Origin of the sequence: Burkholderia sp. COPS (assembly GCF_019425585.1) — a bacterium.
Classification (GTDB): Bacteria; Pseudomonadota; Gammaproteobacteria; order Burkholderiales; family Burkholderiaceae; genus Burkholderia; species Burkholderia cepacia.
The window spans coordinates 1-24168 of the sequence record NZ_WIXR01000058.1 but is presented as its reverse complement, the minus strand read 5'-3'; the positions used below and the strand labels follow the sequence as shown (position 1 = coordinate 24168).

General features: G+C 64.2%; 26 protein-coding genes and 1 rRNA gene. 12 read left to right on the top strand and 15 right to left on the bottom strand.

All coding sequences use genetic code 11. The features are described from left to right. Positions 1-117: 117 nt before the first annotated feature. The 4 genes from rrf (at position 118) to FOZ70_RS33455 (ending at position 1734) form a co-directional block, all read left to right on the top strand. Positions 118-230 (top strand): 5S ribosomal RNA (gene rrf / locus FOZ70_RS33470). A 254-nt stretch (positions 231-484) separates the two neighbouring features. Beyond that, positions 485-889 (top strand): Cu(I)-responsive transcriptional regulator, encoded by a 405-nt coding sequence (cueR, locus tag FOZ70_RS33465; RefSeq protein WP_027786885.1) that lies wholly within the window; start codon positions 485-487, stop codon positions 887-889. A gap of 215 nt (positions 890-1104) precedes the next feature. Next, the gene (locus FOZ70_RS33460) at positions 1105-1251 is read left to right on the top strand and encodes a DUF3563 family protein (RefSeq protein WP_006478295.1); all 147 of its coding nucleotides are present in this window, start codon (positions 1105-1107) and stop codon (positions 1249-1251) included. Positions 1252-1365: 114 nt separating this feature from the next. After that, positions 1366-1734, top strand: a complete 369-nt coding sequence (locus tag FOZ70_RS33455; protein ID WP_175852001.1) for a hypothetical protein — start codon at positions 1366-1368, stop codon at positions 1732-1734. A gap of 15 nt (positions 1735-1749) precedes the next feature. On the opposite strand, the gene rlmJ is transcribed toward FOZ70_RS33455, so the two are convergent. Further along, on the bottom strand, positions 1750-2595 hold the full coding sequence (gene rlmJ / locus FOZ70_RS33450; RefSeq protein WP_021164367.1) for a 23S rRNA (adenine(2030)-N(6))-methyltransferase RlmJ: 846 nt from the start codon (positions 2593-2595) through the stop codon (positions 1750-1752). 126 nt (positions 2596-2721) lie between these two features. After that, positions 2722-3693, bottom strand: a complete 972-nt coding sequence (locus tag FOZ70_RS33445; RefSeq protein WP_219707614.1) for an aldo/keto reductase — start codon at positions 3691-3693, stop codon at positions 2722-2724. A 164-nt stretch (positions 3694-3857) separates the two neighbouring features. On the opposite strand from FOZ70_RS33445, the gene FOZ70_RS33440 reads away from it, so the two are divergent. Continuing rightward, positions 3858-4646 carry a 3-hydroxybutyrate dehydrogenase gene (locus FOZ70_RS33440; protein WP_048026652.1) on the top strand — a complete coding sequence of 263 codons (789 nt, stop codon included), beginning with the start codon at positions 3858-3860 and terminating at the stop codon, positions 4644-4646. 151 nt (positions 4647-4797) lie between these two features. On the opposite strand, the gene FOZ70_RS33435 is transcribed toward FOZ70_RS33440, so the two are convergent. Continuing rightward, on the bottom strand, positions 4798-5997 hold the full coding sequence (locus FOZ70_RS33435; protein WP_021163420.1) for an amino acid aminotransferase: 1200 nt from the start codon (positions 5995-5997) through the stop codon (positions 4798-4800). Positions 5998-6260: 263 nt separating this feature from the next. Here FOZ70_RS33435 and uvrB point away from each other — a divergent pair, with 263 nt between their 5' ends. The 5 genes from uvrB to FOZ70_RS33410 all read left to right on the top strand — a co-directional run bounded on the left by uvrB (position 6261) and on the right by FOZ70_RS33410 (position 11806). Next, entirely contained in the window at positions 6261-8351 is a 2091-nt protein-coding gene (gene uvrB, locus FOZ70_RS33430) for an excinuclease ABC subunit UvrB (RefSeq protein ID WP_059589206.1), read from the top strand. A 220-nt stretch (positions 8352-8571) separates the two neighbouring features. Continuing rightward, on the top strand, positions 8572-9123 hold the full coding sequence (locus FOZ70_RS33425; protein WP_021163417.1) for an iron transporter: 552 nt from the start codon (positions 8572-8574) through the stop codon (positions 9121-9123). A 55-nt stretch (positions 9124-9178) separates the two neighbouring features. Beyond that, positions 9179-9511 carry a cupredoxin domain-containing protein gene (locus FOZ70_RS33420; RefSeq protein ID WP_021163416.1) on the top strand — a complete coding sequence of 111 codons (333 nt, stop codon included), beginning with the start codon at positions 9179-9181 and terminating at the stop codon, positions 9509-9511. 58 nt (positions 9512-9569) lie between these two features. Next, a complete protein-coding gene (locus FOZ70_RS33415) occupies positions 9570-10412 on the top strand; it encodes an FTR1 family protein (RefSeq protein WP_021163415.1) in 843 nt (280 codons plus the stop codon). Beyond that, entirely contained in the window at positions 10409-11806 is a 1398-nt protein-coding gene (locus FOZ70_RS33410) for a 4Fe-4S binding protein (RefSeq protein ID WP_021163414.1), read from the top strand. Before FOZ70_RS33415 ends, FOZ70_RS33410 begins: the two co-directional genes overlap by 4 nt. 273 nt (positions 11807-12079) lie before the next feature. On the opposite strand, the gene FOZ70_RS33405 is transcribed toward FOZ70_RS33410, so the two are convergent. The 3 genes from FOZ70_RS33405 to FOZ70_RS33395 all read right to left on the bottom strand — a co-directional run bounded on the left by FOZ70_RS33405 (position 12080) and on the right by FOZ70_RS33395 (position 13918). Further along, positions 12080-12325, bottom strand: coding sequence for a hemin uptake protein HemP (locus FOZ70_RS33405; RefSeq protein WP_048026659.1), 246 nt, complete (start codon positions 12323-12325; stop codon positions 12080-12082). 138 nt (positions 12326-12463) lie between these two features. Then, entirely contained in the window at positions 12464-12946 is a 483-nt protein-coding gene (locus tag FOZ70_RS33400; protein ID WP_027786893.1) for an SRPBCC family protein, read from the bottom strand. Between the two features lie 99 nt (positions 12947-13045). Beyond that, on the bottom strand, positions 13046-13918 hold the full coding sequence (locus tag FOZ70_RS33395; RefSeq protein WP_042977906.1) for a pirin family protein: 873 nt from the start codon (positions 13916-13918) through the stop codon (positions 13046-13048). 122 nt (positions 13919-14040) lie between these two features. Between FOZ70_RS33395 and FOZ70_RS33390 the strand changes: the two genes are divergently transcribed. Continuing rightward, a complete protein-coding gene (locus FOZ70_RS33390) occupies positions 14041-15015 on the top strand; it encodes a LysR family transcriptional regulator (protein WP_021163408.1) in 975 nt (324 codons plus the stop codon). 412 nt (positions 15016-15427) lie between these two features. On the opposite strand, the gene FOZ70_RS33385 is transcribed toward FOZ70_RS33390, so the two are convergent. The 9 genes from FOZ70_RS33385 to FOZ70_RS33345 form a co-directional block, all read right to left on the bottom strand. Further along, entirely contained in the window at positions 15428-15856 is a 429-nt protein-coding gene (locus FOZ70_RS33385) for a biopolymer transporter ExbD (RefSeq protein WP_021163407.1), read from the bottom strand. A 13-nt stretch (positions 15857-15869) separates the two neighbouring features. Then, entirely contained in the window at positions 15870-16601 is a 732-nt protein-coding gene (locus tag FOZ70_RS33380; RefSeq protein ID WP_021163406.1) for a MotA/TolQ/ExbB proton channel family protein, read from the bottom strand. 36 nt (positions 16602-16637) lie between these two features. Beyond that, the gene (locus tag FOZ70_RS33375) at positions 16638-17369 is read right to left on the bottom strand and encodes an energy transducer TonB (RefSeq protein WP_060049386.1); all 732 of its coding nucleotides are present in this window, start codon (positions 17367-17369) and stop codon (positions 16638-16640) included. 217 nt (positions 17370-17586) lie between these two features. Next, complete coding sequence (locus tag FOZ70_RS33370; RefSeq protein ID WP_011352654.1) at positions 17587-17823, bottom strand: (2Fe-2S)-binding protein; 237 nt, start codon at positions 17821-17823, stop codon at positions 17587-17589. Positions 17824-17973: 150 nt separating this feature from the next. Continuing rightward, positions 17974-18834, bottom strand: coding sequence for a glutamate racemase (murI, locus tag FOZ70_RS33365; RefSeq protein WP_021163403.1), 861 nt, complete (start codon positions 18832-18834; stop codon positions 17974-17976). Between the two features lie 39 nt (positions 18835-18873). Further along, positions 18874-19350, bottom strand: a complete 477-nt coding sequence (gene bfr, locus FOZ70_RS33360) for a bacterioferritin (RefSeq protein WP_011352652.1) — start codon at positions 19348-19350, stop codon at positions 18874-18876. A gap of 194 nt (positions 19351-19544) precedes the next feature. Further along, positions 19545-21068 (bottom strand): fumarate hydratase, encoded by a 1524-nt coding sequence (locus tag FOZ70_RS33355; RefSeq protein WP_219707613.1) that lies wholly within the window; start codon positions 21066-21068, stop codon positions 19545-19547. A gap of 34 nt (positions 21069-21102) precedes the next feature. After that, complete coding sequence (locus tag FOZ70_RS33350) at positions 21103-21726, bottom strand: TIGR00645 family protein (RefSeq protein WP_042977899.1); 624 nt, start codon at positions 21724-21726, stop codon at positions 21103-21105. A gap of 113 nt (positions 21727-21839) precedes the next feature. Further along, positions 21840-22736 carry a DMT family transporter gene (locus FOZ70_RS33345; protein WP_021163402.1) on the bottom strand — a complete coding sequence of 299 codons (897 nt, stop codon included), beginning with the start codon at positions 22734-22736 and terminating at the stop codon, positions 21840-21842. Between the two features lie 316 nt (positions 22737-23052). On the opposite strand from FOZ70_RS33345, the gene FOZ70_RS33340 reads away from it, so the two are divergent. Further along, positions 23053-24168, top strand: a 1116-nt coding sequence (locus FOZ70_RS33340) for an AMP-binding protein (protein ID WP_219707612.1), incomplete at its 3' end; no start/stop codon positions are given.

The following is a 24168-nucleotide window of genomic DNA, read 5'->3' as shown; positions in this document are numbered from 1 at the left end:
CGCATTGGCTGCGATCCAGAGCGACAAGTTGGATTCTCGTGTGTGATACACACAACCTAAATTACTGCTTCTTCCAAGATTGGTTGTGCTGCGAAGCCAGCGCAACAACCCTCTTTGCCTGATGACCATAGCGAGTCGGTCCCACCCCTTCCCATCCCGAACAGGACCGTGAAACGACTCTACGCCGATGATAGTGCGGATTCCCGTGTGAAAGTAGGTAATCGTCAGGCTCCCTAAGCCAAGAACCCCCGCCCGAAAGGCGGGGGTTTTTGCATTTCGGCGATGGAAAACCATTTGCGCTTGGAGAAAGCGCACGTCATTCATCCCGTCTACCTGGCGCGCTGGCCCGCTCTCTCAGCTGCCATCCTGTAGTCAAACCTCGCCCCGAAACGAAACCACGCGATTTGATACGATCGAAGTGGCGCCGGCGATTGCACTCGTCGACGTTCATGTTCGAAACCAGGGCTTGATGGAGAGGGCGGGAATGAATATCGGCGATGCGTCGCGCGAATCCGGAGTCAGCGCAAAAATGATCCGGTACTACGAACAGGTTGGCCTGCTTGCGCCGAGCAAACGTACCGACGCCGGCTACCGCATCTACGGTGCGGACGAAATTCATATCCTGCGCTTCATCCGTCAGGCGCGACGCCTTGGCTTTCTCGTCGAGGACATCCGCAAGCTGCTGACACTCTGGCAAGATCGTTCCCGCGCGAGCTCGGAAGTGAAGTCGATTGCGCTCGAGCACGTGGCCGAACTCGACAAGCGCATCGCGGAACTGAGCGACATGCGCGACACGTTGGCCGATCTTGCCGCGCACTGTCATGGTGACGGGCGTCCCGAGTGCCCGATTTTGGCGCGTCTGTCCGACCCCGTCAGTGAACCAAATTAGTGCGCATATTCGAGGTTCGAAACGGGCCTCGATTCGATTTCCATAAAAATCAATAGGTTACGTGAAGTTGATGCACGACCATTCCAAACTGGAATGGTTTCCATGCAAGTATTTCACTAGCATCTTGGTGCGGCATCGCTATAATTCGGGATAACCCTATACGGGAAATCCCTGAATCTCGATTCACCAGGGGTCCCCCTTCCTTGGAGAACGTCATGATCGCCTACATCGTCGAAAAGCTGAGCAACTGGTTCGAATCCGCAGAACGTGAACGCCGTGAGGCTTACCTCGCCACGTCGTCGGACATCGTCCAGCTCGAGAGCCGTATCCGCTCGCTCGAAACCAACGGCTACTCGCTGTAATCGGAGTCACCGTCAGGTGCCACGTGGCACCGAACGATAAGCAAGCCCCGTATTGACGGGGCTTTGTTTTTTTGTGCGCCGGATCTGGCGCAATCATCAGTGCAGCGCTATGGTATGGGCCTGCTTTTCATCCCGAAGGACACGATCATGCGTTTGCGTCTCGATGTGCGTCGCAGTGCCCGCGCGCGTCTCGTTCTCGGCGCGGTGGCGCTTGTCCATGGACTCGCGGCCGCTGCCGCGACATCGTCCAAACCGCTGATTCTCGATACGCAACGCGGTATCCAGGACGGCAAGGGCGGGTTGGTGCTGCAGACGGCGCCGCTGTCTCCCGAGCCGATCGTCGAGCCGGCAGGCATGCGGGCTCCGGCCGGGCAGGCGCCGAACACGTCGGTTCCGCTGTTCGTCGCACCATATATCAATGTCCCCGCGTGGGGTGGACAGCCGGCCAACCAGCCAAGGCTCGCGCCCAGACCGCAGCCGTAACGCACAGTCGCGCGATCAGTTTCCGCGGTGCTCGATCTGGCAGCGGGCGCCGCTATCCTGTCCCAGCATCTCGACCAGATAAGGCAGTGCCTCGTTCATGCTCTGGGCGAGGGTGTACGGCGGATTCAGGATGAACATCCCGCTGCCGTAGAGACCGAGTCCGTCAGTGGGCGGATTCGACACCGTCAGTGTCAGGTGCAGCCAGTTGTTCGGTTGCAGGCGCTTCAACTGCTCGGGGAAACGCTGCGATTCCGTCCGGGTCACCTGCGGGTACCAGACGGCATAGCAGCCCGTCGCGAAACGCTTCAGACACTCCGTCACGCAAGTCACCGTGCGCGCGTAATCCTTCTTGTCCTCGTAGGACGGGTCGATCAGCACGAGTGCGCGTCGCGGCGGCGGCGGCAGCAGCGCCTTGATGCCTTCGAAGCCGTCTCCGGCAAAGATCATCGCGCGTCGCCCCGCATCGCGGAAATTGTGGCGCAGCACGTCGATTTCCGTCGTGTGCATTTCGAACAGCCGCATGCGGTCCTGCTCGCGCATCGATCGCCATGCGATGTACGGGGACCCCGGGTAGAAGCGCAGTTCACCGTCGTCGTTCAGCGCGCGGACCTCATCCACATAGTCGCCCAGCGCTTCCGGCAGGTTCTTTTCGTTCCACAGCCGGCCGATGCCAGTGTCGAATTCCGATGTCTTTGCCGCGTAACCGTCGCGCAGCGAATACACGCCGGCACCTGCATGCGTGTCGATGTACCAGTACGACTTGTCTTTCTTGTTCAGGTAGCGCAGCAACTGGACGACGACGGCGTGCTTGAGCACGTCCGCGTGGTTGCCTGCGTGAAAACCGTGACGATAACTGAGCATGGCGGGCTGCCTGAAACGAAAGGTGAATCGATGAAAGCGCTTGATCGTGCGCGGCCGGCTAGGCGCGGCAGTCAGGCCGGGCGCCGATGCGGGCCGCGTATTGTACGCGAGTGGCCGTGCATCGCCTCATTCGTACGCATCGCCGACCACCTCCTCGATGCATTGCTTCACATCCGGTGTCAGCTTCGCGGCAACGTCGAGCGCGCGCATGTTGTCGCCGATCTGCTCGATCCGCGACGCGCCCGTGATGACCGAGCTCACGTGCGGATTCGTGAGCACCCATGCGATCGCGAGCTGGCCGGTGCTGCAGCCGAGCTCCGTCGCAATTTCGCCGAGCCGTTCGACGATGTCGTTGGCGGCCTGGTCGGTCAGGCGCTCGCGCATCCAGTCGTACCCCTGTAACTGCGCGCGGCTGCCGGGCGGTACGCCGTTACGGTACTTGCCGGTGAGCAGGCCCGATGCCAGCGGGCTCCAGGTCGTGAGGCCGAGACCGTAGTCGTCGTAGAGCCGTGCATATTCCTTTTCGACCCGCGTGCGGTGGAACAGGTTGTACTGCGGCTGCTCGACAACCGGCTTGTGCAGGTGATGCCGTTCGGCGATCTCGCAGGCAGCACGGATCTCGTCGGCGCTCCATTCCGACGTGCCCCAGTACAGCGCCTTGCCGCGCACGATCATGTCGCTCATTGCCCAGACGGTTTCCTCGATCGGCGTGTTCGGATCGGGGCGATGGCAATAGACGAGATCGACGTAGTCGAGCTGCAGCCGGCGCAGTGAGCCGTCGATGGCGTTCAGCAGGTATTTCCGGTTCAGCGTGTGATACTGGTTCGGTGCTTCGGCGAGCCCCCAGAAGAACTTGGTGGACACGATATAGCTGACACGCGGCCAATCGAGCGACTTGAGCGCGTGACCCATGATTTCCTCGGATTTGCCGCCGGCGTACACCTCGGCGTTGTCGAAAAAATTGACGCCTGCGTCGCGTGCTGCGGCAAGGCATTCACGCGCGACCCGCTGGTCGACCTGGTTGCCGTACGTGACCCACGAGCCGAGGGAAAGCGCGCTGATCTGCAGGCCGGAGCGGCCTAGCCGTCGATAGTGCATGCGAATCTCCTGCGTGACAGAACCGACCTTAAGCTTAGACGTTTTGCGCGCGAACGGCGGGGCCGATCGTGCACAATGGCGGCTGGCCCGCCGCATCGATCATGCGATGAATGCCGAGGTGACGGGCACGTACTTTTTCGATCCGACAACGGGAGGAGACGGACATGGCAGCAGATCTGAATGGCAAGACCGCAGTCGTCACGGGCGCCGCGAGCGGCATCGGCAAGGAAATCGCACTCGAGCTCGCGAAAGCGGGCGCGGCCGTCGCGATCGCCGACCTGAACCAGGACGGCGCGAACGCCGTTGCCGACGAGATCGTCAAGGCCGGCGGCAAGGCGATCGGCGTCGCGATGGACGTGACGAACGAGGAAGCCGTGAACAGCGGTATCGACAAGGTGGCCGAAACGTTCGGCTCGGTCGACATCCTCGTGTCGAACGCGGGCATCCAGATCGTCAACCCGATCGAGAACTACTCGTTCTCCGACTGGAAGAAGATGCAGGCGATCCACGTCGACGGCGCATTCCTGACGACCAAGGCCGCGCTCAAGCACATGTACAAGGACGATCGCGGCGGTGTCGTGATCTACATGGGTTCGGTGCACTCGCACGAAGCGTCGCCGCTGAAGTCGGCGTACGTGACGGCCAAGCACGGGCTGCTCGGCCTGGCCCGCGTGCTGGCGAAGGAAGGCGCGAAGCACAACGTGCGCTCGCACGTCGTGTGTCCGGGCTTCGTGCGCACGCCGCTGGTCGACAAGCAGATTCCGGAGCAGGCGAAGGAGCTCGGGATCAGCGAAGAGGAAGTGGTGAAGAAGGTGATGCTCGGCAATACGGTCGACGGCGTGTTCACGACGGTGCAGGACGTCGCGCAGACGGTGCTGTTCCTGTCGGCGTTCCCGAGCGCCGCGCTCACGGGCCAGTCGGTCGTCGTCAGCCACGGCTGGTTCATGCAGTAAAGGCTTCCGGCACGGGCGGTCGCGACACGGGCTGCTCGGGCGACGACTCCCCGGCTAGTCCGGCGAATCGCACAAAAAAACGCGCTCCGGGGAGCGCGTTTTTCGTTTCGGCAGGACGGGCCGGTGATGGCTGCCGTCCGTGGGCGCCGACTTACTTCAGGACAGCTGCAACGGCATTGGCAACCGCGTCGAGGTTGCGCGTGTTCAGCGCGGCGACGCAGATCCGGCCCGTGCCGACCGCGTAGATGCCGAACTCGTCGCGCAGGCGATCGACTTGCGCCGAGGTCAGGCCCGAATACGAGAACATCCCGCGCTGCGCGTTGATGAAGCTGAAGTCGCGATCGACGCCGCTTGCCTTCAGGCGCTCGACGAGACCGTTGCGCATCGCGCGGATGCGGTCGCGCATTTCACCGAGTTCCTGCACCCACGAAGCGTGCAGTTCAGGCGATGCGAGCACCGCTGCGACCACGGCGCCGCCATGGGTCGGCGGGTTCGAGTAGTTCGTGCGGATCACGCGCTTCAGTTGCGACAGCACGCGCGTCGCTTCTTCCTTGCTCGACGTGATGATCGACAGGGCGCCGACGCGCTCGCCGTACAGCGAGAACGACTTCGAGAACGACGACGACACGAATGCGTTCAGGTCGGCCGCGGCAAACAGGCGCACGGCGGCAGCGTCGGCCTCGATGCTCTCGCCGAAGCCCTGGTAGGCCATGTCGAGGAACGGCACGAGGTTGCGTGCCTTCACGACGTCGACGACCTGTTGCCATTGCGCTTCGGTCAGGTCCACGCCGGTCGGGTTGTGGCAGCATGCGTGCAGCACGACGACCGTGCCGGCTTCGTAGCCGTTCAGCGCCGACAGCATGCCTTCGAAGTTCACGCCGTTGGTGGCAGCGTCGTAATACGGGTACGCAACGACTTCGAAGCCGGCTGCTTCGAACAGCGCGCGGTGGTTTTCCCAGCTCGGATCGCTGATCGCGACCTTCACGTTCGGGTTCACGGTGCGCAGGAAATCGGCGCCGATCTTCAGCGCGCCCGTGCCGCCCAGTGCCTGGGCCGTGACCACGCGGCCCGCCGCGATCAGCGGCGAATCGTTGCCGAGCAGCAGCTTCTGCACGGCCGCATCGTAGGCGGCGATGCCGTCGATCGGCAGGTAGCCGCGCGGCAGGCCCGCTTCAACGCGCACCTTCTCTGCTTCGCGAACCGCGCGCAGCAGCGGGATCTTGCCTTCTTCGTTCGTGTACACACCGACGCCGAGGTTGACCTTGGTCGGACGCGCATCGGCGTTGAAGGCTTCGTTCAGGCCCAGGATCGGGTCGCGGGGAGCAAGCTGGACAGCAGAGAAGAGCGACATGATGATTCGGCAGTAGTGAAAAGAGGGTCAGGCTTTCAACGGGCGGGGCGGGCGCGGGGGACCGCGCGCAGGCAGGCACGACGCCGGAAAGCGCAGCAGCCTGACATTGTAGCGAATTCGCGCTGGCGGGGGCGGCGTTTCGGCGGCGAAATTCGGCCGGGAACCGCGATTTCCGGCGGCCGTCGCGCGTCAGGAGCCGACAGCAGTTCGCCCGGCCGCGAAGCGCTAGAATGACTCTTTTGCCCTCGCTCCGGCCGCATTCCATGTCCGAACATCATGCCGAAACCGGCGACGCGCTCGACGAATCGAAATTCGTGACCTTCGAAGGGTCGCCGTTCCAGCTGTACCAACCGTATCCGCCCGCAGGCGACCAGCCGACCGCGATCGACACGCTCGTCGAAGGGGTCGAGGACGGCCTGTCGTTCCAGACGCTGCTCGGCGTGACGGGCTCCGGCAAGACCTTCACGATGGCGAACACGATCGCGCGGCTCGGCCGCCCGGCGATCGTGTTCGCACCGAACAAGACGCTTGCTGCGCAGCTCTATTCGGAATTCCGGGAGTTCTTCCCGCGCAACGCGGTCGAGTATTTCGTCTCTTACTACGACTATTACCAGCCTGAAGCCTACGTGCCGCAGCGCGACCTGTTCATCGAGAAGGACTCGTCGATCAACGAGCACATCGAGCAGATGCGGCTATCGGCGACGAAGAGCCTGATGGAGCGCCGCGACGTCGTGATCGTCGCGACGGTGTCGGCGATCTACGGTATCGGCAATCCGTCCGAATACCACCAGATGATCCTGACGCTGCGCGCCGGCGACAAGCTCGGCCAGCGCGACGTGATCGCGCGGCTGATCGCGATGCAGTACACGCGCAACGAGCAGGATTTCCAGCGCGGCACGTTCCGCGTGCGCGGCGACACGATCGACATCTTCCCGGCCGAGCACGCCGAGCTGGCCGTGCGCGTCGAGCTGTTCGACGACGAGGTCGAGACGCTGCAGCTGTTCGACCCGCTGACCGGCCGCGTGCGGCAGAAGATCCCGCGCTTCACCGTGTATCCGTCGTCGCACTACGTGACGCCGCGCGATACCGTGATGCGCGCGGTCGAGACGATCAAGGACGAACTGCGCGAGCGGCTCGAGTTCTTTCACCGCGACGGCAAGCTCGTCGAGGCGCAGCGCCTCGAGCAGCGCACGCGTTTCGATCTCGAGATGCTGCAGGAGCTCGGCTTCTGCAAGGGCATCGAGAACTACTCGCGGCATTTCTCGGGGGCGGAGCCCGGCGATCCGCCGCCGACGCTCGTCGACTACCTGCCGCCCGACGCGCTGATGCTGCTCGACGAATCGCACGTGCTGATCGGCCAGCTGAACGGCATGTACAACGGCGACCGCGCACGCAAGGAAAACCTCGTCAACTACGGCTTCCGGCTGCCGTCGGCGCTGGACAACCGGCCGCTCAAGTTCCCCGAGTTCGAGCGCAAGATGCGCCAGGTCGTGTTCGTGTCGGCCACGCCGGCCGACTACGAGAAGCGCGTGACCGGGCAGATCGCCGAACAGGTCGTGCGGCCGACGGGGCTCGTCGATCCGGAAATCGAAGTGCGGCCGGCGAGCTCGCAGGTCGACGACGTGCTCGCCGAGATCAACGCGCGCGTGAAAGCCGAGGAGCGCGTGCTGATCACCGTGCTGACGAAGCGCATGGCCGAACAGCTCACCGAGTTCCTGGCCGACCACGGGGTCAAGGTGCGTTACCTGCACAGCGACATCGACACGGTCGAGCGTGTCGAAATCATCCGTGACCTGCGGCTCGGCACGTTCGACGTGCTGGTCGGGATCAACCTGCTGCGCGAAGGGCTCGACATTCCCGAGGTGTCGCTGGTCGCGATCCTCGACGCGGACAAGGAAGGCTTCCTGCGCGCGGAGCGCTCGCTGATCCAGACGATCGGCCGGGCCGCGCGGAACGTGAACGGCAAGGCGATCCTCTACGCGGACAACATGACCGAGTCGATGAAACGCGCGATCGGCGAGACCGAGCGGCGCCGCGCGAAGCAGATTGCCTACAACGAGCAGATGGGCATCACGCCGCGCGGTGTCGTGAAGCGCATCAAGGACATCATCGACGGCGTCTACAACGCGGACGAGGCACGCGCCGAGCTGAAGGAAGCGCAGCAGCGTGCGAAATTCGAGGACATGTCGGAAAAGCAGCTCGCGAAGGAAATCAAGCGCCTCGAGAAGCAGATGGCCGACTACGCGAAAAACCTCGAGTTCGAGAAGGCTGCCGCGACCCGCGACCAGCTTGCGCTGCTGCGTGAGCGCGTGTTCGGCGCGAACGTCGGCGATCACGTCAGCGGCGGCCGGTAAATCTTTCCAAGCGTCACAGAAACCTTGCGGTAACGAGCCTGTAAGCCTTGTCGGATCAGGGGTTTACACGGCTCGTCGTTTGTTCCGGAACAGGTTCGGTGCTAAACTTCGCAATTATTGAGAATTGTTCGCATTAACGTTATTCGTCGCGTTAGTGTTTTCGGCGGGCAGGCCTGGCGGTCGGTCCGCATGGTTCCAGATCAAATAACAAGGAGTGTCCATGTTGGGTTCTTCGTTCATCCGCACGACGGTTGCGGTAGCGGCGGCGCTTGCCGCGATGTCGGCCTCGGCTGCCGAATATCCGATCGGCAAGCAGCAGATCCAGGGCGGCATGGAAATCGGCGCGGTGTACCTGCAGCCGATCACGATGGACCCGGAAGGGATGATGCGCAAGGCGTCGGATTCCGACATCCACCTCGAGGCCGACATCCATGCGGTCAAGAACAACCCGACGGGTTTCGCGGAAGGCGACTGGATGCCGTACCTGCAGGTCACGTACAAGCTGACGAAGCAGGGTGACACTAAGTGGAAGGCCGAAGGCGACCTGATGGGCATGGTCGCGAGCGATGGTCCGCACTACGGCGACAACGTGAAGCTGAACGGCCCGGGCAAGTATCACCTGACGATGGTCGTCAAGCCGCCGATGCAGACGGGCCACATGGCGTTCGGTCGTCACATCGACAAGGAAACGGGCGTGGGCGCATGGTTCAAGCCCATTACCCTCGAATACGACTTCCCGTTCGCCGGTATCGGCAAGAAGGGCGGTTACTGATCGGTGGCATCACGGACGGCGCGCTTCGGCGCGCCGTCGGCGTAGAGAATCCAGAATGAAAATTCCCCAGAAAATCGTTGCCGCAGCCGCTGCGTTGTGGCTCGCCGGCGCAGCGTACGCTGCCGATCTGCCGACGTTCAAGCTCGAAATGGCGGACGGCAAGCTGACTCCCGCCCGCATCGAAGTGCCGGCCGGCCAGCGTTTCAAGATCGAGATCAAGAACACCGGCAAGGGCGCAGCCGAATTCGAGAGCGTGCAGCTGCGCAAGGAGAAGGTGCTTGCGCCGGGTGCCGATTCGTTCGTGGTCGTCGCGCCGCTGTCGCCGGGCGAATACAAGTTTTTCGACGATTTCCACCAGCAGGCGCAGGGCGTGATCGTCGCGAAGTAACACGTTTTATCTGCGCGCGGGCTCACCAACCCGGTGTTCTGCGCGTCAGGAGGTATCGATGGGTCAGATCTTGTTCATCGTCTGGCGGGAGAGCGTCGAAGCGCTGCTCGTCGTCGGCATTCTCTATGCATGGCTGAAAAACGGCGACGACGACGCGCGCCGCGGCCTGCCTTTCCTGTGGGCCGGCGTCGGTGTCGGCTTGCTGATGGCCGTGGGCCTCGGCGCCGCGCTGGTCGGTTTCACCGAAGTGCTGTCCGGCGACGCGCAGGACTACTTCCAGACTGCGATGGTGCTGATCGCATGCGTGCTGATCGTGCAGATGGTGCTGTGGATGCGCCGGCATGGCCGCACGCTGAAGCGCGACATGGAGCAATCGCTTCAGCAGAGCACGCGCGATTCGAACTGGTGGGGCGTCGCGGTGCTGGTCGCGCTCGCGATCGCGCGCGAGGGCAGCGAGACGGTGATCTTCCTGTACGGTCTCGGTTTCGGCCAGTCGGGCCACGTCGACGGCAGCCAGATGCTCGCGGTCGTGATCGGCCTCGGCCTTGCGTTCTTCACGTTCTATCTGCTGCAGCTCGGCGGCAAGTACTTCTCGTGGCGGCATTTCTTCCGCGTCACCGAAGTGATGCTGCTGTTCCTCGGCGCAGGCCTGTTCCAGACCGGCGTCGACAAGCTGATCGACAAGGAAATCCTGCCGCTCGGCATTTCGCAGGTGTGGGACACGTCCGCGATCCTCGATGATTCGGGCACGTTCGGCTCGCTCGTCGCGACGCTGACCGGTTATCGCGCGCACCCGGCACTGACCAACCTGGTTGCGTACGCGGTGTACTGGGCGGTGGTCTGGCTGCTGATGAAGCGTGCGAGCCGTCGCCCGGCCGTCGCTGCGGGTCGCGCGGCATGAGCGTTGCCGCCGCAGCCAAGCCGGGCTGGCTCGCGCAGGCGGGCCAGTGGATGCAGCGCCACGGCGCGCTGATCCGCGGCATCCAGTGGGCCGTCGTCGCCGTCTATGCATTCCTGATCATCGTGCCGGCGGTGTTGCCGCTGCCGGACGACTCCGCGCACCTGTGGAGCAACCTCACGCTGATCGCGCAATTCACGTTCTGGGGCATCTGGTGGCCGTTCGTGCTGCTGTCGATGGTGATGCTCGGCCGTGTCTGGTGCGGCGTGCTGTGTCCGGAGGGCGCGCTCACCGAATTCGCGAGCAAGTTCGGCCGGGGCGGCCCGATTCCGCGCTGGATCCGGTGGGGGGGCTGGCCGTTCGTCGCGTTCGGGCTCACGACGATCTACGGGCAGATGGTGAGCGTGTACCAGTACCCGCTCGCGGTGCTGTTCGTGCTCGGCGGCTCGACCGTCGGCGCGATCGTGATCGGCGTGCTGTACGGCCGCGAGAAGCGCGTGTGGTGCAAGTACCTGTGCCCGGTCAACGGCGTGTTCGGGTTGCTCGCGCGGCTGGCGCCGATGCGCTACAAGGTCGACGAGGAGGCATGGCGCCGTTCGTACAAGAACGGCGAGCATGGCCATCGCGTGATTCCGATCAACTGCGCACCGCTCGTGCCGTTGCGCAACATGCAGGGCGCGGCGGACTGCCATATGTGCGGCCGCTGCAGCGGGCACCGGGATGCGATCTCGCTGTCGTTGCGCTCGCCGTCCGACGAAGTCGTGAACCTCGGCGCGCAAAAGGCGAACCCGTGGGACACCGCGCTGATCCTGTACGGCCTGCTCGGCGTTGCGATTGGTGCGTTCCACTGGACCGTCAGCCCGTGGTTCGTGCAGATCAAGCAATGGCTCGCGGGCTGGCTGATCGACCATGACATCACGTGGCCGCTCGAAACCAATGCACCGTGGTTCCTGCTCACGCATTATCCGGATCGCAACGACGTCTTCTCCTGGCTCGACGGCGGGCTGGTCGTCAGCTACATCGTCGGCACGGGGCTCGTGTACGGCACGGCGCTGCTGGTGCTGCTGGCCGGCGCCACGCTGATGCTCGGCCGCTTCGAGCGCGTGCGGCTGCATCATCTCGCGCAGGCATTGATCCCGATCGCGGGCGCGGGCGTGTTTCTTGGCCTGTCGGCCACGACGCTGTCGCTGCTTCGTGCCGAGCATGTACCGCTCGGATGGGCAACCGATGTACGCATCGCGATCCTGGTCGGCGCCAACACATGGAGTGCGTGGCTCGCGTGGAAAGTGACGGGGCGTTATGCGGCCTTGCCGCGCCGGCTTGCGGCATTCGCGTGGTTCGCTGTCGCGCTTGCCGTCATCGACAGCGCATGGTGGCTGATGTTCTGGGGTTTCTGAAGCGGCTCGTGCGCCGCTTCGGCGGTCATGCACTCACGCGGTAACGAATCTCGGGAACCCGCTTCGCGCATTGGCCGCCCAAATAAAAAAGCGACACGTCGAAGGACGTGTCGCTTTTTTCTTCCTTGTGCGAGAACCAAAAAAAGTGGCTTGGCTTGCTGCAACGGCTGCTTGAGTGTGTTTGCACGAAGGGGTCTAGATCTCGCGTGCAAGCCGTTACGCTGGCTAATGCCCAACACCTCTCAGGGAGGTGGTCCCCACAATACTCTGTCGTTACTTCGTCAGGATCAGTTTGCCGAGCCGTGTGGCGCGCAACTGATAGGTCTCTCCGTTATGCGCGATGCTGACGTGGCTTTGGCCTTGCAGCAGCGCATCGCTGCTGACGACCCGCGTGCCTGCATCGCGGTTGCCGGCGGGCTTCGCCGGCGTGGTGACCGCTGCCGTCTTCTGGCGGCTGCTGCCTGCGGTGCCGCTCGGGCGGCGCAAGGTCAGCGTGGTCGGGCGCATGGTGTCGGTCATTCGGTTGATCGGTGACTGTCGATACGATGGAATGAATTCTAAATGATAACTATTCCCATTTACAAAAACTCTTTATCGATCGGAAATGGGAATCTGATAGCTTGAATCAAAGGGGCGGCCCGCAGGCCGCCGCCGGGTTCAGTGCAGCGGATCGGGATCCTTGCGGCCCTGCGCGTACTCGCGGATCAGGCGAACCGTGTCGATATCCGACGTGCGGTATGCCTCCTTGACGATCCCGTGCGTCTGGCGCGCGTCTTCGCTGTCGTCGGTGACGACCAGCGTCGTGCGGTATTCGAAACGCAGGAACAGCTCGTGGTCGTCGCGTTCCTCGATCGTCATCGTCAGCGAGCCGCCGATCTCGCCGTCGGCGGCGCGGATGTCGTAGCGGACCTGCTGATTCGGCGTGAACGTGACGTGGTCGCGCACGGTCGCGTGACCGTAGTGCAGTTCACGCTCGAGCGTCGTCTCCGTCCGTTCATGGACGACGCAGCTGTCGAGACCGAGCACGAACAGTTGCGGTTGTTCGGCGCGCAGCACGAGACCTTCCCAGAGCTGGTCGCGGGTGAGGGTGGGCACGGCCGGATCGTCGGAGTTGATCTGGATCAGATGTTCGAAGTTCAAGGGGACGGGTTCCTTCTGGTGGCGGGCGGCCACATGGCTCAAGAAGTCATTGTGACGCAAAACGGGCGGTTTCGCGGCACCTGCCCGGGCGTCCATGCGTCATGCCTCGATACGGCCCATGCGCCCCGTCTGGTAGTCGACGACAGCCTGCCGGATCTCTTCCTCGGTATTCATCACGAACGGGCCGTAGCGGACGATCGGCTCGTTGAGCGGTACGCCGCCGATCAGCAGCAGGTCGAGCGGCGTGTCGCCGGCAGCGAACGTGACCGTGTCGCCGTCGTCGCCATACACGACCATGTGCCTTGCGTCGACTGCCTGCCTGTCGGGCCCGTAGAGGCCCGTTCCGTCGATCGGATAGGCGAATACACGATAGCCTGCCGGGACGGGCTGCGTGACCGTTGCACCGGGCTGCAGCGTGTAATGCTGGTAGAGGATCGGCGTGCGTGTCTCGATCGCCGCCCGGACGCCGAACGCTTCGCCGGCGATCACGCGCACGCGCGCGAGACCGTCCGGCGACGTGGCGCTCGGGATGCGATCGGCCGGGATCTCCTGGTAGCGCGGCGCGATCAGCTTGTCGCGCCGCGGCAGGTTGACCCACAGCTGGAAGCCGTGGGAGCGGCCGCCTGCCTGCGCGAATTCAGGATCCGGCATCTCGCTGTGCACGACGCCGGCGCCCGCCGTCATCCATTGCACGTCGCCCGGGCCGAGCGTGCCGGCATGGCCGGACGAATCGCGATGACGGAAGCGCCCGTCGAGTGCGTAGGTCACGGTCTCGAAGCCGCGATGCGGATGGTCGGGGGCGCCCTTGGCTTCGCCGGGCGCGTAGTCGACGGGGCCCATTTCGTCGAGCAGCAGGAACGGATCGAAATCCATCAGCAGCCGGGTCGGGAACGGGCGGTGAACCACGAAGCCGCCGCCTTCGGTCGTGCGAAGGGCGGGGTACGTGCGGTCAAGCGAGCGAGCGGTCGTCATGCGGATACCCTCGAAATCATCGGAATAGCGTTATTTTTGAAACATAGAGCTATTATATTGGGCGTTTTACCGTTCGATTCGCGACGGTTCGCAATGGATTGTTCTGAAATTGGAACGATGAGATGAATATCGATGCACACAACCTGAACGACCTCATGTACTTTTCGCAGGTCGTCGAACATGGCGGTTTCTCGGCGGCGGAGCGCGTGCTGGGCATCTCGAAATCGCGCCTGTCGCGGCGCCTGACCGAACTCGAGGCGGCGCTCGGCGTGCGCCTGTTGCAGCGCTCCACACGCAAGCTCGCGCTGACCGAGGCGGGGGAACTGTTCTACCAGCACTGCCAGGCGATGCTGGCCGAAGCGCAGGCTGCGATGAACGCGGTCCAGCAGTTGCGTGCATCGCCGCGCGGCTCGGTGCGAGTCAGTGTGCCCGTGACGCTGTCGCAGACGATGCTGTCGCGCATCCTGCCCGAATTCCTGCGCCGTTATCCCGAGGTGAAGGTGCACGTCCGCGTGACGAATCGCGTGATCGACCTGTTCGAGGATTCGATCGACGTCGCGCTGCGTGTGCGCTCGGAGCCGCCGCAGAACGCGAATATCGTCGTGCGGCCGCTGTGGCGCACCGAGCAGATGCTGGTCGGCGCGCCGAGCCTGCTGAGCCAGAATGCGCCGCCGCTGGTACCGGACGACCTGAGCGGATTCGAAACGCTCGATACGCCGAGCGTCGACGGGCGGCACGTGTTCAACCTGATCGCGCCGGACGGTACGCGTCACGTGCACGAACACGACCCGCGGCTGGTGACGGCCGACCTGATGACGATCCGCGAAGCCGTGCTCGATGGCCTCGGCATCGCGGCGCTGCCGGAGATGATGTACGGCAACGCGCTGCGCGCGGGGCAACTGTCGCCGGTGATGCCGGGCTGGACGCTGCCCGTGCCGCAACTGTACGCGGTGTTCGTGTCGCGGCAGGGGATGCCGCCCGCTGTGCGTGCGTTTGTCGACTATCTGGTCGAGAAGCTCGATCACGGCGCCTACAAGGAACCGGGGTGTCCCGAGCGTGCGAAGAAGGAAGCGGCGGCCGATGTTTCGGCGACCTGAACACGACGTGCACGGCGACGCAAATTTGTTTTGTCATTGAAGCGTCGCCTGCAATCGCAAGTTTCAATCGCCGGAACCTTGAATGCGCGTGCGTGCGAGCCTATATTGAAATCCCATTTCGTGAAGGAAGTTCTGAGCGAAATCAGGTGGCCGCATATATTGTGAGCCAGATAGGGCAGAACGCGCAGTCCGTGCAGACCACGGCAGAGTCGCATTTGCGTTGCTCGAGGCGTAACCGATACCGCCAAAGAGCCCGCCGCCCGAAGGCGCCCGCGTGCGCATGAAAAAAGGCCTTCATCTGGCGATGAAGGCCTTTTACTTTGTGTGCGGCCGGCGAGGTGCGGCCGGCGAGGCGCGGCCGGCTAGGTGCGGCCGATTGTGCGCCGCCGGCGAGCGCCTGATTGCGCGTGCGTTACTTCGCTTTTGCGGTCGGCTCGGTCACGAAGCCGAGCTTCGTCAAGCCGCCGGCCTGCGCATCCGACATCACTTCGGCGACGTGTTCGTAGGCAACCTTGCGGTCCGCACGCAGGTGCAACTCCGGCTGCGGCGTGCGTTTTGCCGCTTCCGCGATGCGTTCCTGCAATTGTTCGCGCGTGACCGTATGGTCGTCCCACAGGATCGTGCCGTCGCCCTGGATCGCGACGTCGACCGTCTGCGGTTTCTCGTCGACAGGCTGGCTGCTGGCATGCGGCAGGTCGATCTTCACCGCGTGCTGCATCGCCGGGATCGTCACGAGGAAAATGATCAGGAGTACGAGCATGACGTCGACGAGCGGCGTCATGTTGATCTCGCTCATCACGGCATCGTCGTCATCGTCGCTGAAACCGGTGTTCATTGCCATGCTTCACCCCGTCTCAGTTGGCGCGCGTCGCGAGACGCAGGCCGTCGCGCGTCGACGACGATGCAAGGCTCGCGCCCGTCACGAAATACGCGTGCAGGCCGTGCGCGAAGCGACGCAGCTTGCTGACCACGCCCTTGTTCGCACGGGTGAGTGCGTTGTAGCCGAGCACGGCCGGGATCGCGACGAACAGGCCGAATGCGGTCATGATCAGCGATTCGCCGACCGGGCCCGCGACCTGGTCGATCGACGTCTGGCCGGATGCGCCGATCGCGAGCAGTGCGTGGTAGATCCCCCAGACCGTACCGAACAGGCCGACGAACGGCGCCGTGCTGCCGACCGACGCGAGGATCGCGAGGCCGCTTTGCATGCGCGAGATGCCTTCGTCCATCGTGTCCTTCAGGCAGCGCGTGACCCAGTCCGACACGTCCATGCGGTCGTGCAGGTGCGGTTGCGTCTGATGGTGGTGATCGGCGGCTTCCTTGCCCGACAGCGCGAGCGCGAGGAACGGATTGTCGTTCGGCGTCGAGGCGGCGAGCCCGAGCTTCTTGATGCCGTCGTCGAAGTTGTCCGAATGCCAGAACGCCTGTTCGGCGTTCTTCGTCAGGCGGTTCAGGCGGATCACGTTCCAGCCCTTGATGACGATCACGATCCACGACAGGATCGACATCACGAGCAGCGTGATCGCGATGGCGCGCGTGACGAAATCACCTTGCGCCCAGACGTGCGCGATACCGTAGCTTTGCATTTTCTTGTTTCCTTTGAATCTACCGAATATGACGGGTTAGTCGTCGAGCGTGAAGTTGAAGGGCAGCGTATGGGCGGCGCGGATCGCCTGGCCGTTCTCGATATATGGCGGACAGGTGCTGGCGCGCGTCGCCTCGAGCGCGGCTTCGTCGAGACGCGGGTAGCCGCTGCTCTTCTGCAGCTGGACGCTTTCGATCTTGCCCGTCACGCCGATGACGAAGTGAACATAAGCCGTGCCCGTTTCGCCGCGACGCTTCGACATCGTCGGATAGGCGGGCTTCACGAAATTGCAGCTGAGCGCCGTGACGTTCTTCGGCGCGCTGACCTGCATCGTCTCGCGGGCCGGGCCGGGGGCTGCAGCCGGAGCGGCAGGCGCCGGCGCGGCGGGAGCCGGTGTCGGATCGACCGCTGCCGGCGCGGGCGTCGGCGACGGTGCCTGCGCGACCGGCTGAGGCGTCGGGACGGCTTTCTGTACCGGCTTCGGCTCGACCTTCGGCTTCACGCGCGGCGCGGGCTTGGGCGGCGTGGGCTGCTGCGCGGCCGACTGGACCGCGACCGGCTGGGCAGGGGGCGCGGGCGCAATGAGCTGTGCGGTGATCGACTGAACCTCGATCTCCTTTGCCGGCGGCGGCGCGTTGCGATGGAGCCAGGCGGCCGTCAGCATGATCGCATGTGCGGCAAGCACACCGACCGCGACGACGATCACTCGGGGATTCATACGTGGTGCGGCCGGCAAGATGCCGGCGGGAGTGGAATGCGAAGCCTGCATGTTAGCTTGAAAGAACGATGTCGCACCCGGGGCGCGGCGGGTGAATCGGCATCACTTGCGGAAGATCAGCAGCGAGATGCAAACGGTGGTCACAAATCCGATCAGCAATTCCATGACAGGCTCCTTGGCAGGTAAGCCGCTGGCTCGCGTAGACGGTGGCTTGCTGACGGTCAAAACAAAAATGCGGCCTGGGCCGCATGTATACACCCGGCGCCGGTCAGGCCGCCTTGCGTTCGTAGAACGTGACCGGGATCGGATGAGCGTGGTGCTCGACACCGCACTGGCTCGCGCAGACGCCTTGTTCGGCCATGAGGTCGCGTACGGACTCCTCGCACTTGCCGCAGCACGTGGCCACGCCGAGCTCGAACTGGAGTTCATCGAAAGAGTTCACGCCCTCTGCGAGGGACGCGCGAATCTTGCGATCGGAAACAGACTTGCACACGCAGACGATCATGGTGAGTTGCGATAGCTAACGTTAATGCGAATTATTATCATTAATTTTGCGGACGTTGACAAGCGCGGGCCGGGCTTTTTTAAGGTCATCAGACCCTTGAAGCGGTGGGGGCGGCGGAGCGGCACGCGGAAGCGGGCGTGCCGGCTCGTGTCAGGCAGTCGCGCAGGCGCGCGCGTTCGGCGAGGAAATGGTGACGGATTCGACCGGGGCGGCGAGGCCGAGCAGCGTCGACGCGAGTACCTGCAACTGGCGGCCGTCGCTGGTCGAGCAGAAGCGGGGTGGCGCCGCGCGCGTGCCGGCCGGTGCACGCAGGTTGCGCTCGTCGAGAATCCGGGCGAGCTGGCGCGCGATTGCGTCGCTCGTGTCGACGATCGTCAGGCGATCGCCCACAAGGTCACGAATCGTTTCCGTGAAGAACGGGTAATGCGTGCAGCCGAGTACCAGCGTATCGGCGCCGTCGTCGAGCATCGGCTGCAGATAGCTGTCGAGCAACGCGCGCAAGGCGGGCGAATTCGTGTCGCCGCGCTCGATGGCCTCGACGAGCCCGTGGCCGGGCTGGCAGATGAAGCGGCGGCCGGCGCCGTAGCGGTCGAGCAGCGCCTGGAAGCGCGGGCTGTTCAGCGTCGACTGCGTGGCGAGGACGCCCGCGACGCCGCTCGCGGACACGGCGACCGCCGGCTTGATGCCCGGCTCGACGCCGACGAGCGGCATCGGCAGGTGTTCGCGGATTGCGGCGATCGCGCGTGCGGTTGCGGTGTTGCAGGCGATGACGAGCGCCTTCGCCCCTTCGCGGGCCAGCCACTCGCCGATTGCCAGCGTGCGTTCCGTAATGAACGCCTCATCGCGCGGACCATAAGGTGCGTGGTGCGAATCGGCGACGTAGATGAACGATTCGTCGGGCAGCTGCGCGCGCGCGGCGCGCAGTACCGACAGGCCACCCAGCCCTGAATCGAAGATGCCGATGGGGGCAACGGTCGTGGACGTCGCGGCGATAACGGAAGGTGTCGACATGAAAGGGCGGGTGGCGATGGCGGGAAGGGCGGAGCGCGCTTACTCCGGCGAACCCATCATCGTTTGCTGGTAGTTCTGCAGGCCGACCTTGCCGATCAGGTCGATCTGCGTTTCCAGCCAGTCGATGTGTTCTTCGGTGTCGTCGAGGATCTTTTCGAAGATCTCGCGCGACACGTAGTCACGAACCGATTCGCAATAGGCGATCGCTTCCTTGCAGGTGGACTGCGAGATCTGCTCGAGCTTCAGGTCGCACTTCAGGATCTCTTCGGTTTCCTCGCCGACGAGCAGCTTGTGCAGGTCCTGCAGGTTCGGCAGGCCGTCGAGCATGAATACGCGCTCGATCAGCCAGTCTGCGTGCTTCATTTCGCCGATCGACTCGTCGTACTCGTGCTTGCCCAGTTTCTCGAGGCCCCAGTGCTTGTACATGCGCGCATGCAGGAAGTACTGGTTGATCGCCGTGAGTTCATTCTTCAACTGGGCGTTCAGATATTCGATGACTTTCTTGTCGCCTTGCATGGCTTGTTCCTTGTTCAGTGGGGCTTCAGAAACCGAAAGATAATCGCTCGTACGAGAAAAGCCAAGCCTCAAAGCCTTGCCGGGCCTGCCTTTTGCATGTAATGAGAATCAGCCTCGAATAACCGGCCGCACACAATAATGAGAACGAGAAGCAAAAAGGCCGGACTCGCGTCCGGCCTTGCATTCGATCGCGCTTAAGCAGTTGCGACCGGGATCTTGCCGATCTTCGCCTGCCACTCCTTCGGGCCGGTTCGGTGCACCGACGTGCCCGACGAATCGACGGCGACCGTCACCGGCATGTCCTGCACGTCGAACTCGTAGATCGCTTCCATGCCGAGGTCTTCGAACGCGAGCACCTTCGCGCCGCGGATCGCCTTCGACACGAGGTATGCGGCGCCGCCGACGGCCATCAGGTAGGCCGCCTTGTGCTTCTTGATCGCGTCGATCGCGACCGGGCCGCGCTCGGCCTTGCCGACCATCGAGATCAGGCCGGTTTGCGCGAGCATCGTCTCGGTGAACTTGTCCATGCGCGTGGCCGTCGTCGGGCCTGCCGGGCCGACCACTTCGTCGCGCACCGGATCGACCGGGCCGACGTAGTAGATCACGCGGTTGGTGAAGTCGACCGGCAGCTTCTCGCCCTTCGCGAGCATGTCGGCGATGCGCTTGTGCGCAGCGTCGCGGCCGGTGAGCATCTTGCCCGACAGCAGCAGCGTCTGGCCCGGCGTCCAGCTGGCGACTTCTTCCGGCGTCAGCGTGTTCAGGTCGACGCGCTTGCTGGTTTCCGTGTTCGGTTCCCACTGGACCTTCGGCCATGCGTCGAGCGACGGTGCTTCAAGCTTGGCCGGGCCCGAGCCGTCGAGCACGAAGTGCGCGTGGCGCGTGGCCGCGCAGTTCGGGATCAGCGCGACCGGCTTCGATGCCGCGTGCGTCGGTGCAGCCATGATCTTCACGTCGAGCACGGTGGCCAGGCCGCCGAGGCCCTGTGCGCCGATGCCGAGCGCGTTGACCTTCTCGTGCAGCTCGACGCGCAGTTCCTCGACCCAGTCCTTCGGGCCGCGCGCGATGATTTCCTGGATGTCGATCGGCTCCATCAGCGATTCCTTCGCCATCAGCATCGCCTTCTCGGCGGTGCCGCCGATACCGATCCCGAGCATGCCGGGCGGGCACCAGCCCGCGCCCATCGTCGGGACCGTCTTCAGCACCCAGTCGACGATCGAGTCGGACGGGTTCAGCATCACGAACTTCGACTTGTTCTCCGAGCCGCCGCCCTTCGCCGCGACCTGCACGTCGACCTTGTCGCCCGGCACGATCTCGTAGTGGATCACGGCCGGCGTGTTGTCCTTCGTGTTCTTGCGGGCGCCTTCCGGCGGATTGACGATCGACGCGCGCAGCACGTTGTCCGGGTGCGTGTAACCGCGGCGCACGCCTTCGTTGATCATGTCGGTGAGGCCCATCGTCGCGCCGTCCCAGCGCACGTCCATGCCGACCTTCACGAAGATCGTGACGATGCCGGTGTCCTGGCAGATCGGGCGCTTGCCTTCCGCGCACATGCGGCTGTTCGTGAGGATCTGCGCGATCGCATCCTTCGCGGCCGGGCTTTCTTCCAGTTCGTACGCGCGGCCGAGGGCCTGGATGTAGTCGAGCGGGTGGTAGTAGCTGATGTACTGCAGCGAATCCGCGATGCTCTGGATCAGGTCTTCCTGTTTGATGACGGTCATGGCTGAGACTCTGTGGGGACAGTGGGGAATGCGTTTATGCGTTGGCGGCCGCTTCGGCCGGCTTGCGGGGCTCGTTCGCTGCAGGCGCGTGCCCGTCGTGGGCGTGCGTCTCGTGGAAATGGGCCGGGTGCGTGTGCGTCGTCAGGCGGTCGACCCACGCCATCACGAGCGCCGACACCAGGAACGACACGTGGATGATCACCTGCCACATGATCGCGTGCATCGTGTGCTGGTCGGGGTTGATGAACGTCTTCAGCAGGTGGATCGACGAAATGCTGATCAGCGCCATCGACAGCTTGACCTTCAGCACGCCCGCATTCACGTGGTCGAGCCATTCGGGCTCGTCGGGGTGGCCCTCGATGCCGAGGCGCGACACGAACGTTTCGTAACCGCCGACGATCACCATGATCAGCAGGTTCGAGATCATCACCACGTCGATCAGGCCGAGCACCGCGAGCATCACGCTGATTTCGTCGAGGCTGGTCGCATGCGACAGCAGGTGCCAGACTTCCTTCAGGAACAGGAACACATAGACGGCCTGCGCGACGATCAGGCCGAGATAAAGCGGAACCTGGAGCCAGCGGCTCATGAAAATCAGCGCGGGAAGCGGGCGAAGCGGGCGACGCGCGGGGCGGCCGGGCGAATGCGGGGCGGACATGGTGGAGACTCGGGCGCGGTGCGCAGGTATCGGGGGTAATCTTGAAAAGGCGCGCTATTGTAACGCGTCGGCCGGCGCGGCTGCAGTGACGCGCCGGCACGGCCAGGGACGGATCAGGACGCGGCGGCGGGCACGCGTTTCACGCGCAGGCTCGCGAGCACGATGCCGGTGACGACGCACGCGAGCGCGATGCCGTGGGCGAGGGTGGGGCGCTCGCCGAGGAACACGATGCCATACGCGGCCGCGGCGACCGGCAGCACCGCGCTGAACACGCCGGCGAGGCTGCCCGGCACGTGCCGGATGCCCTTCATCCACAGCCAGAACGAGAAGATGCTGGCCGACAGGCCGTACCAGACGACGAGCGCCCAGGTGCCGGCCGGCACGCTCGCGTAATCGAAATGCCACATGGCCGTCGCGCCGAGCGGCAGCATCAGGCACAGGCCGAACAGGTGCGTGTACGCGCAGATGTCGATCGGCGCGAGCGTCTGCGTGAGGCGGCGCGACAGGATCACGTAGATCGATTCGCAGCACACCGCGCCGAGGATCAGCAGGTTGCCGGTGAGCGACGACGATGCGCCGTGCCCGGCGGCGCTGCCGTTCGCGAGGTTGATCGTCACGACGCCGGCGATCGCGAGCGCGATCGACACGAGCGCACGGCCGTTCGGTTTTTCACGCAGGATCAGCCACGCGAACAGCGCGACGATCGCCGGAATCGTGCTGGTGATCACGCCGGCCGCGACAGCGCTCGTGCGCTGCACGCCGTTCAGCATCAGCAGCGTGAACATGAAGGTGCCGAAGAACGCCTGCAGGAACAGGTTCAGCCATTCGCCGCGCTTGACGGTGCGCATCTTCACCGGGCTGAACAGCGGCCACAGCACGGCGATCGCAATCACGAAGCGCAGTGTGGCGAGGATGGCGACGGGAACGAAGGCGACGATCGATTTGCCGATACCGACATTGCTGCCGACGAACAGCATCGACAGAACGAGAAAGAAAGCATAGCGATTCAAGCTGGAATCCGGAAGGCGAGTTCAGTTAGGATTGTAGGGTCGCGCTCGTTACAGCGTAAAGCTGCAGGCGGCGCCGCCCGGCGGGCGAAACGGCCGTGCCGCGTAAGTGACGGGTAAGTTGGAGCGCTTATTGTGGACACTGTCGGGTCGCCCGGTCGCCATCGTGCGACGTGGTGCGGCGCAGCATCGCGCAGCGGCCTTCGGGCCGTGCGCGGGTGGTGGGTAGGAGACAGCGGCGCGCATGCGCCGGCCAAGACGCGCGGCGCGCACGATCGCGCCGCCATGCAGAGGATTCATGTTCACCAAGGGGTTGTCGATGTCTGCGATTGAATCGGTTCTTCACGAAACCCGCCAGTTTGCGCCGCCCGCGGCGCTCGAGCAGGCGGCGACCATTTCCGGCATGCCGGCCTATCGGGCGCTCGTCGCCGAGGCCGAGCGCGATTACGAAGGCTTCTGGGCGCGCCTCGCGCGCGAGGGCCTCGCGTGGCACAAGCCGTTCACCAAAGTGCTCGACGAGTCCAACGCACCGTTCTACAAGTGGTTCGACGACGGCGAGCTGAACGCGTCGTACAACTGCCTCGACCGTCACGTCGAAGCCGGCAACGGCGAGCGCGTCGCGGTAATCTTCGAAGCCGACGACGGCACCGTCACGCGCGTCACCTATGCGGATCTCCTCGCCCGCGTGTCGCGTTTCGCGAATGCGTTGAAGAAGCGCGGCATCGGCAAGGGCGACCGCGTCGTCATCTATATCCCGATGTCGATCGAAGGCATCGTCGCGATGCAGGCCTGCGCCCGCATCGGCGCGACGCACTCGGTCGTGTTCGGCGGCTTCTCCGCGAAGTCGCTGAACGAGCGGCTCGTCGACGTCGGCGCGACGGCGCTGATCACGGCCGACGAGCAGGCGCGCGGCGGCAAGACGCTGCCGCTCAAGAGCATCGCCGACGAGGCGCTCGCGCTGGGCGGCTGCGAAGCGGTGAAGAGCGTGATCGTCTATCGCCGCACCGGCGGCAAGATCGACTGGCATGCCGACCGCGACCTGTGGATGCACGAACTGACGGCCGGCGAGTCCGACACGTGCGAGCCGGAATGGGTGAGCGCCGAGCATCCGCTGTTCATCCTGTACACGTCGGGCTCGACCGGCAAGCCGAAGGGTGTGCAACACAGCACCGGCGGCTACCTGCTGTGGGCCGCGCAGACGATGAAGTGGACCTTCGACTGGAAACCCACCGACGTGTTCTGGTGCACGGCCGACATCGGCTGGGTCACCGGCCACACGTACATCACGTACGGCCCGCTCGCCTGCGGCGGCACGCAGGTCGTGTTCGAGGGCGTGCCGACCTACCCGGACGCCGGCCGCTTCTGGAAGATGATCGGCGACCACAAGGTCAGCGTGTTCTACACCGCGCCGACCGCGATCCGTTCGCTGATCAAG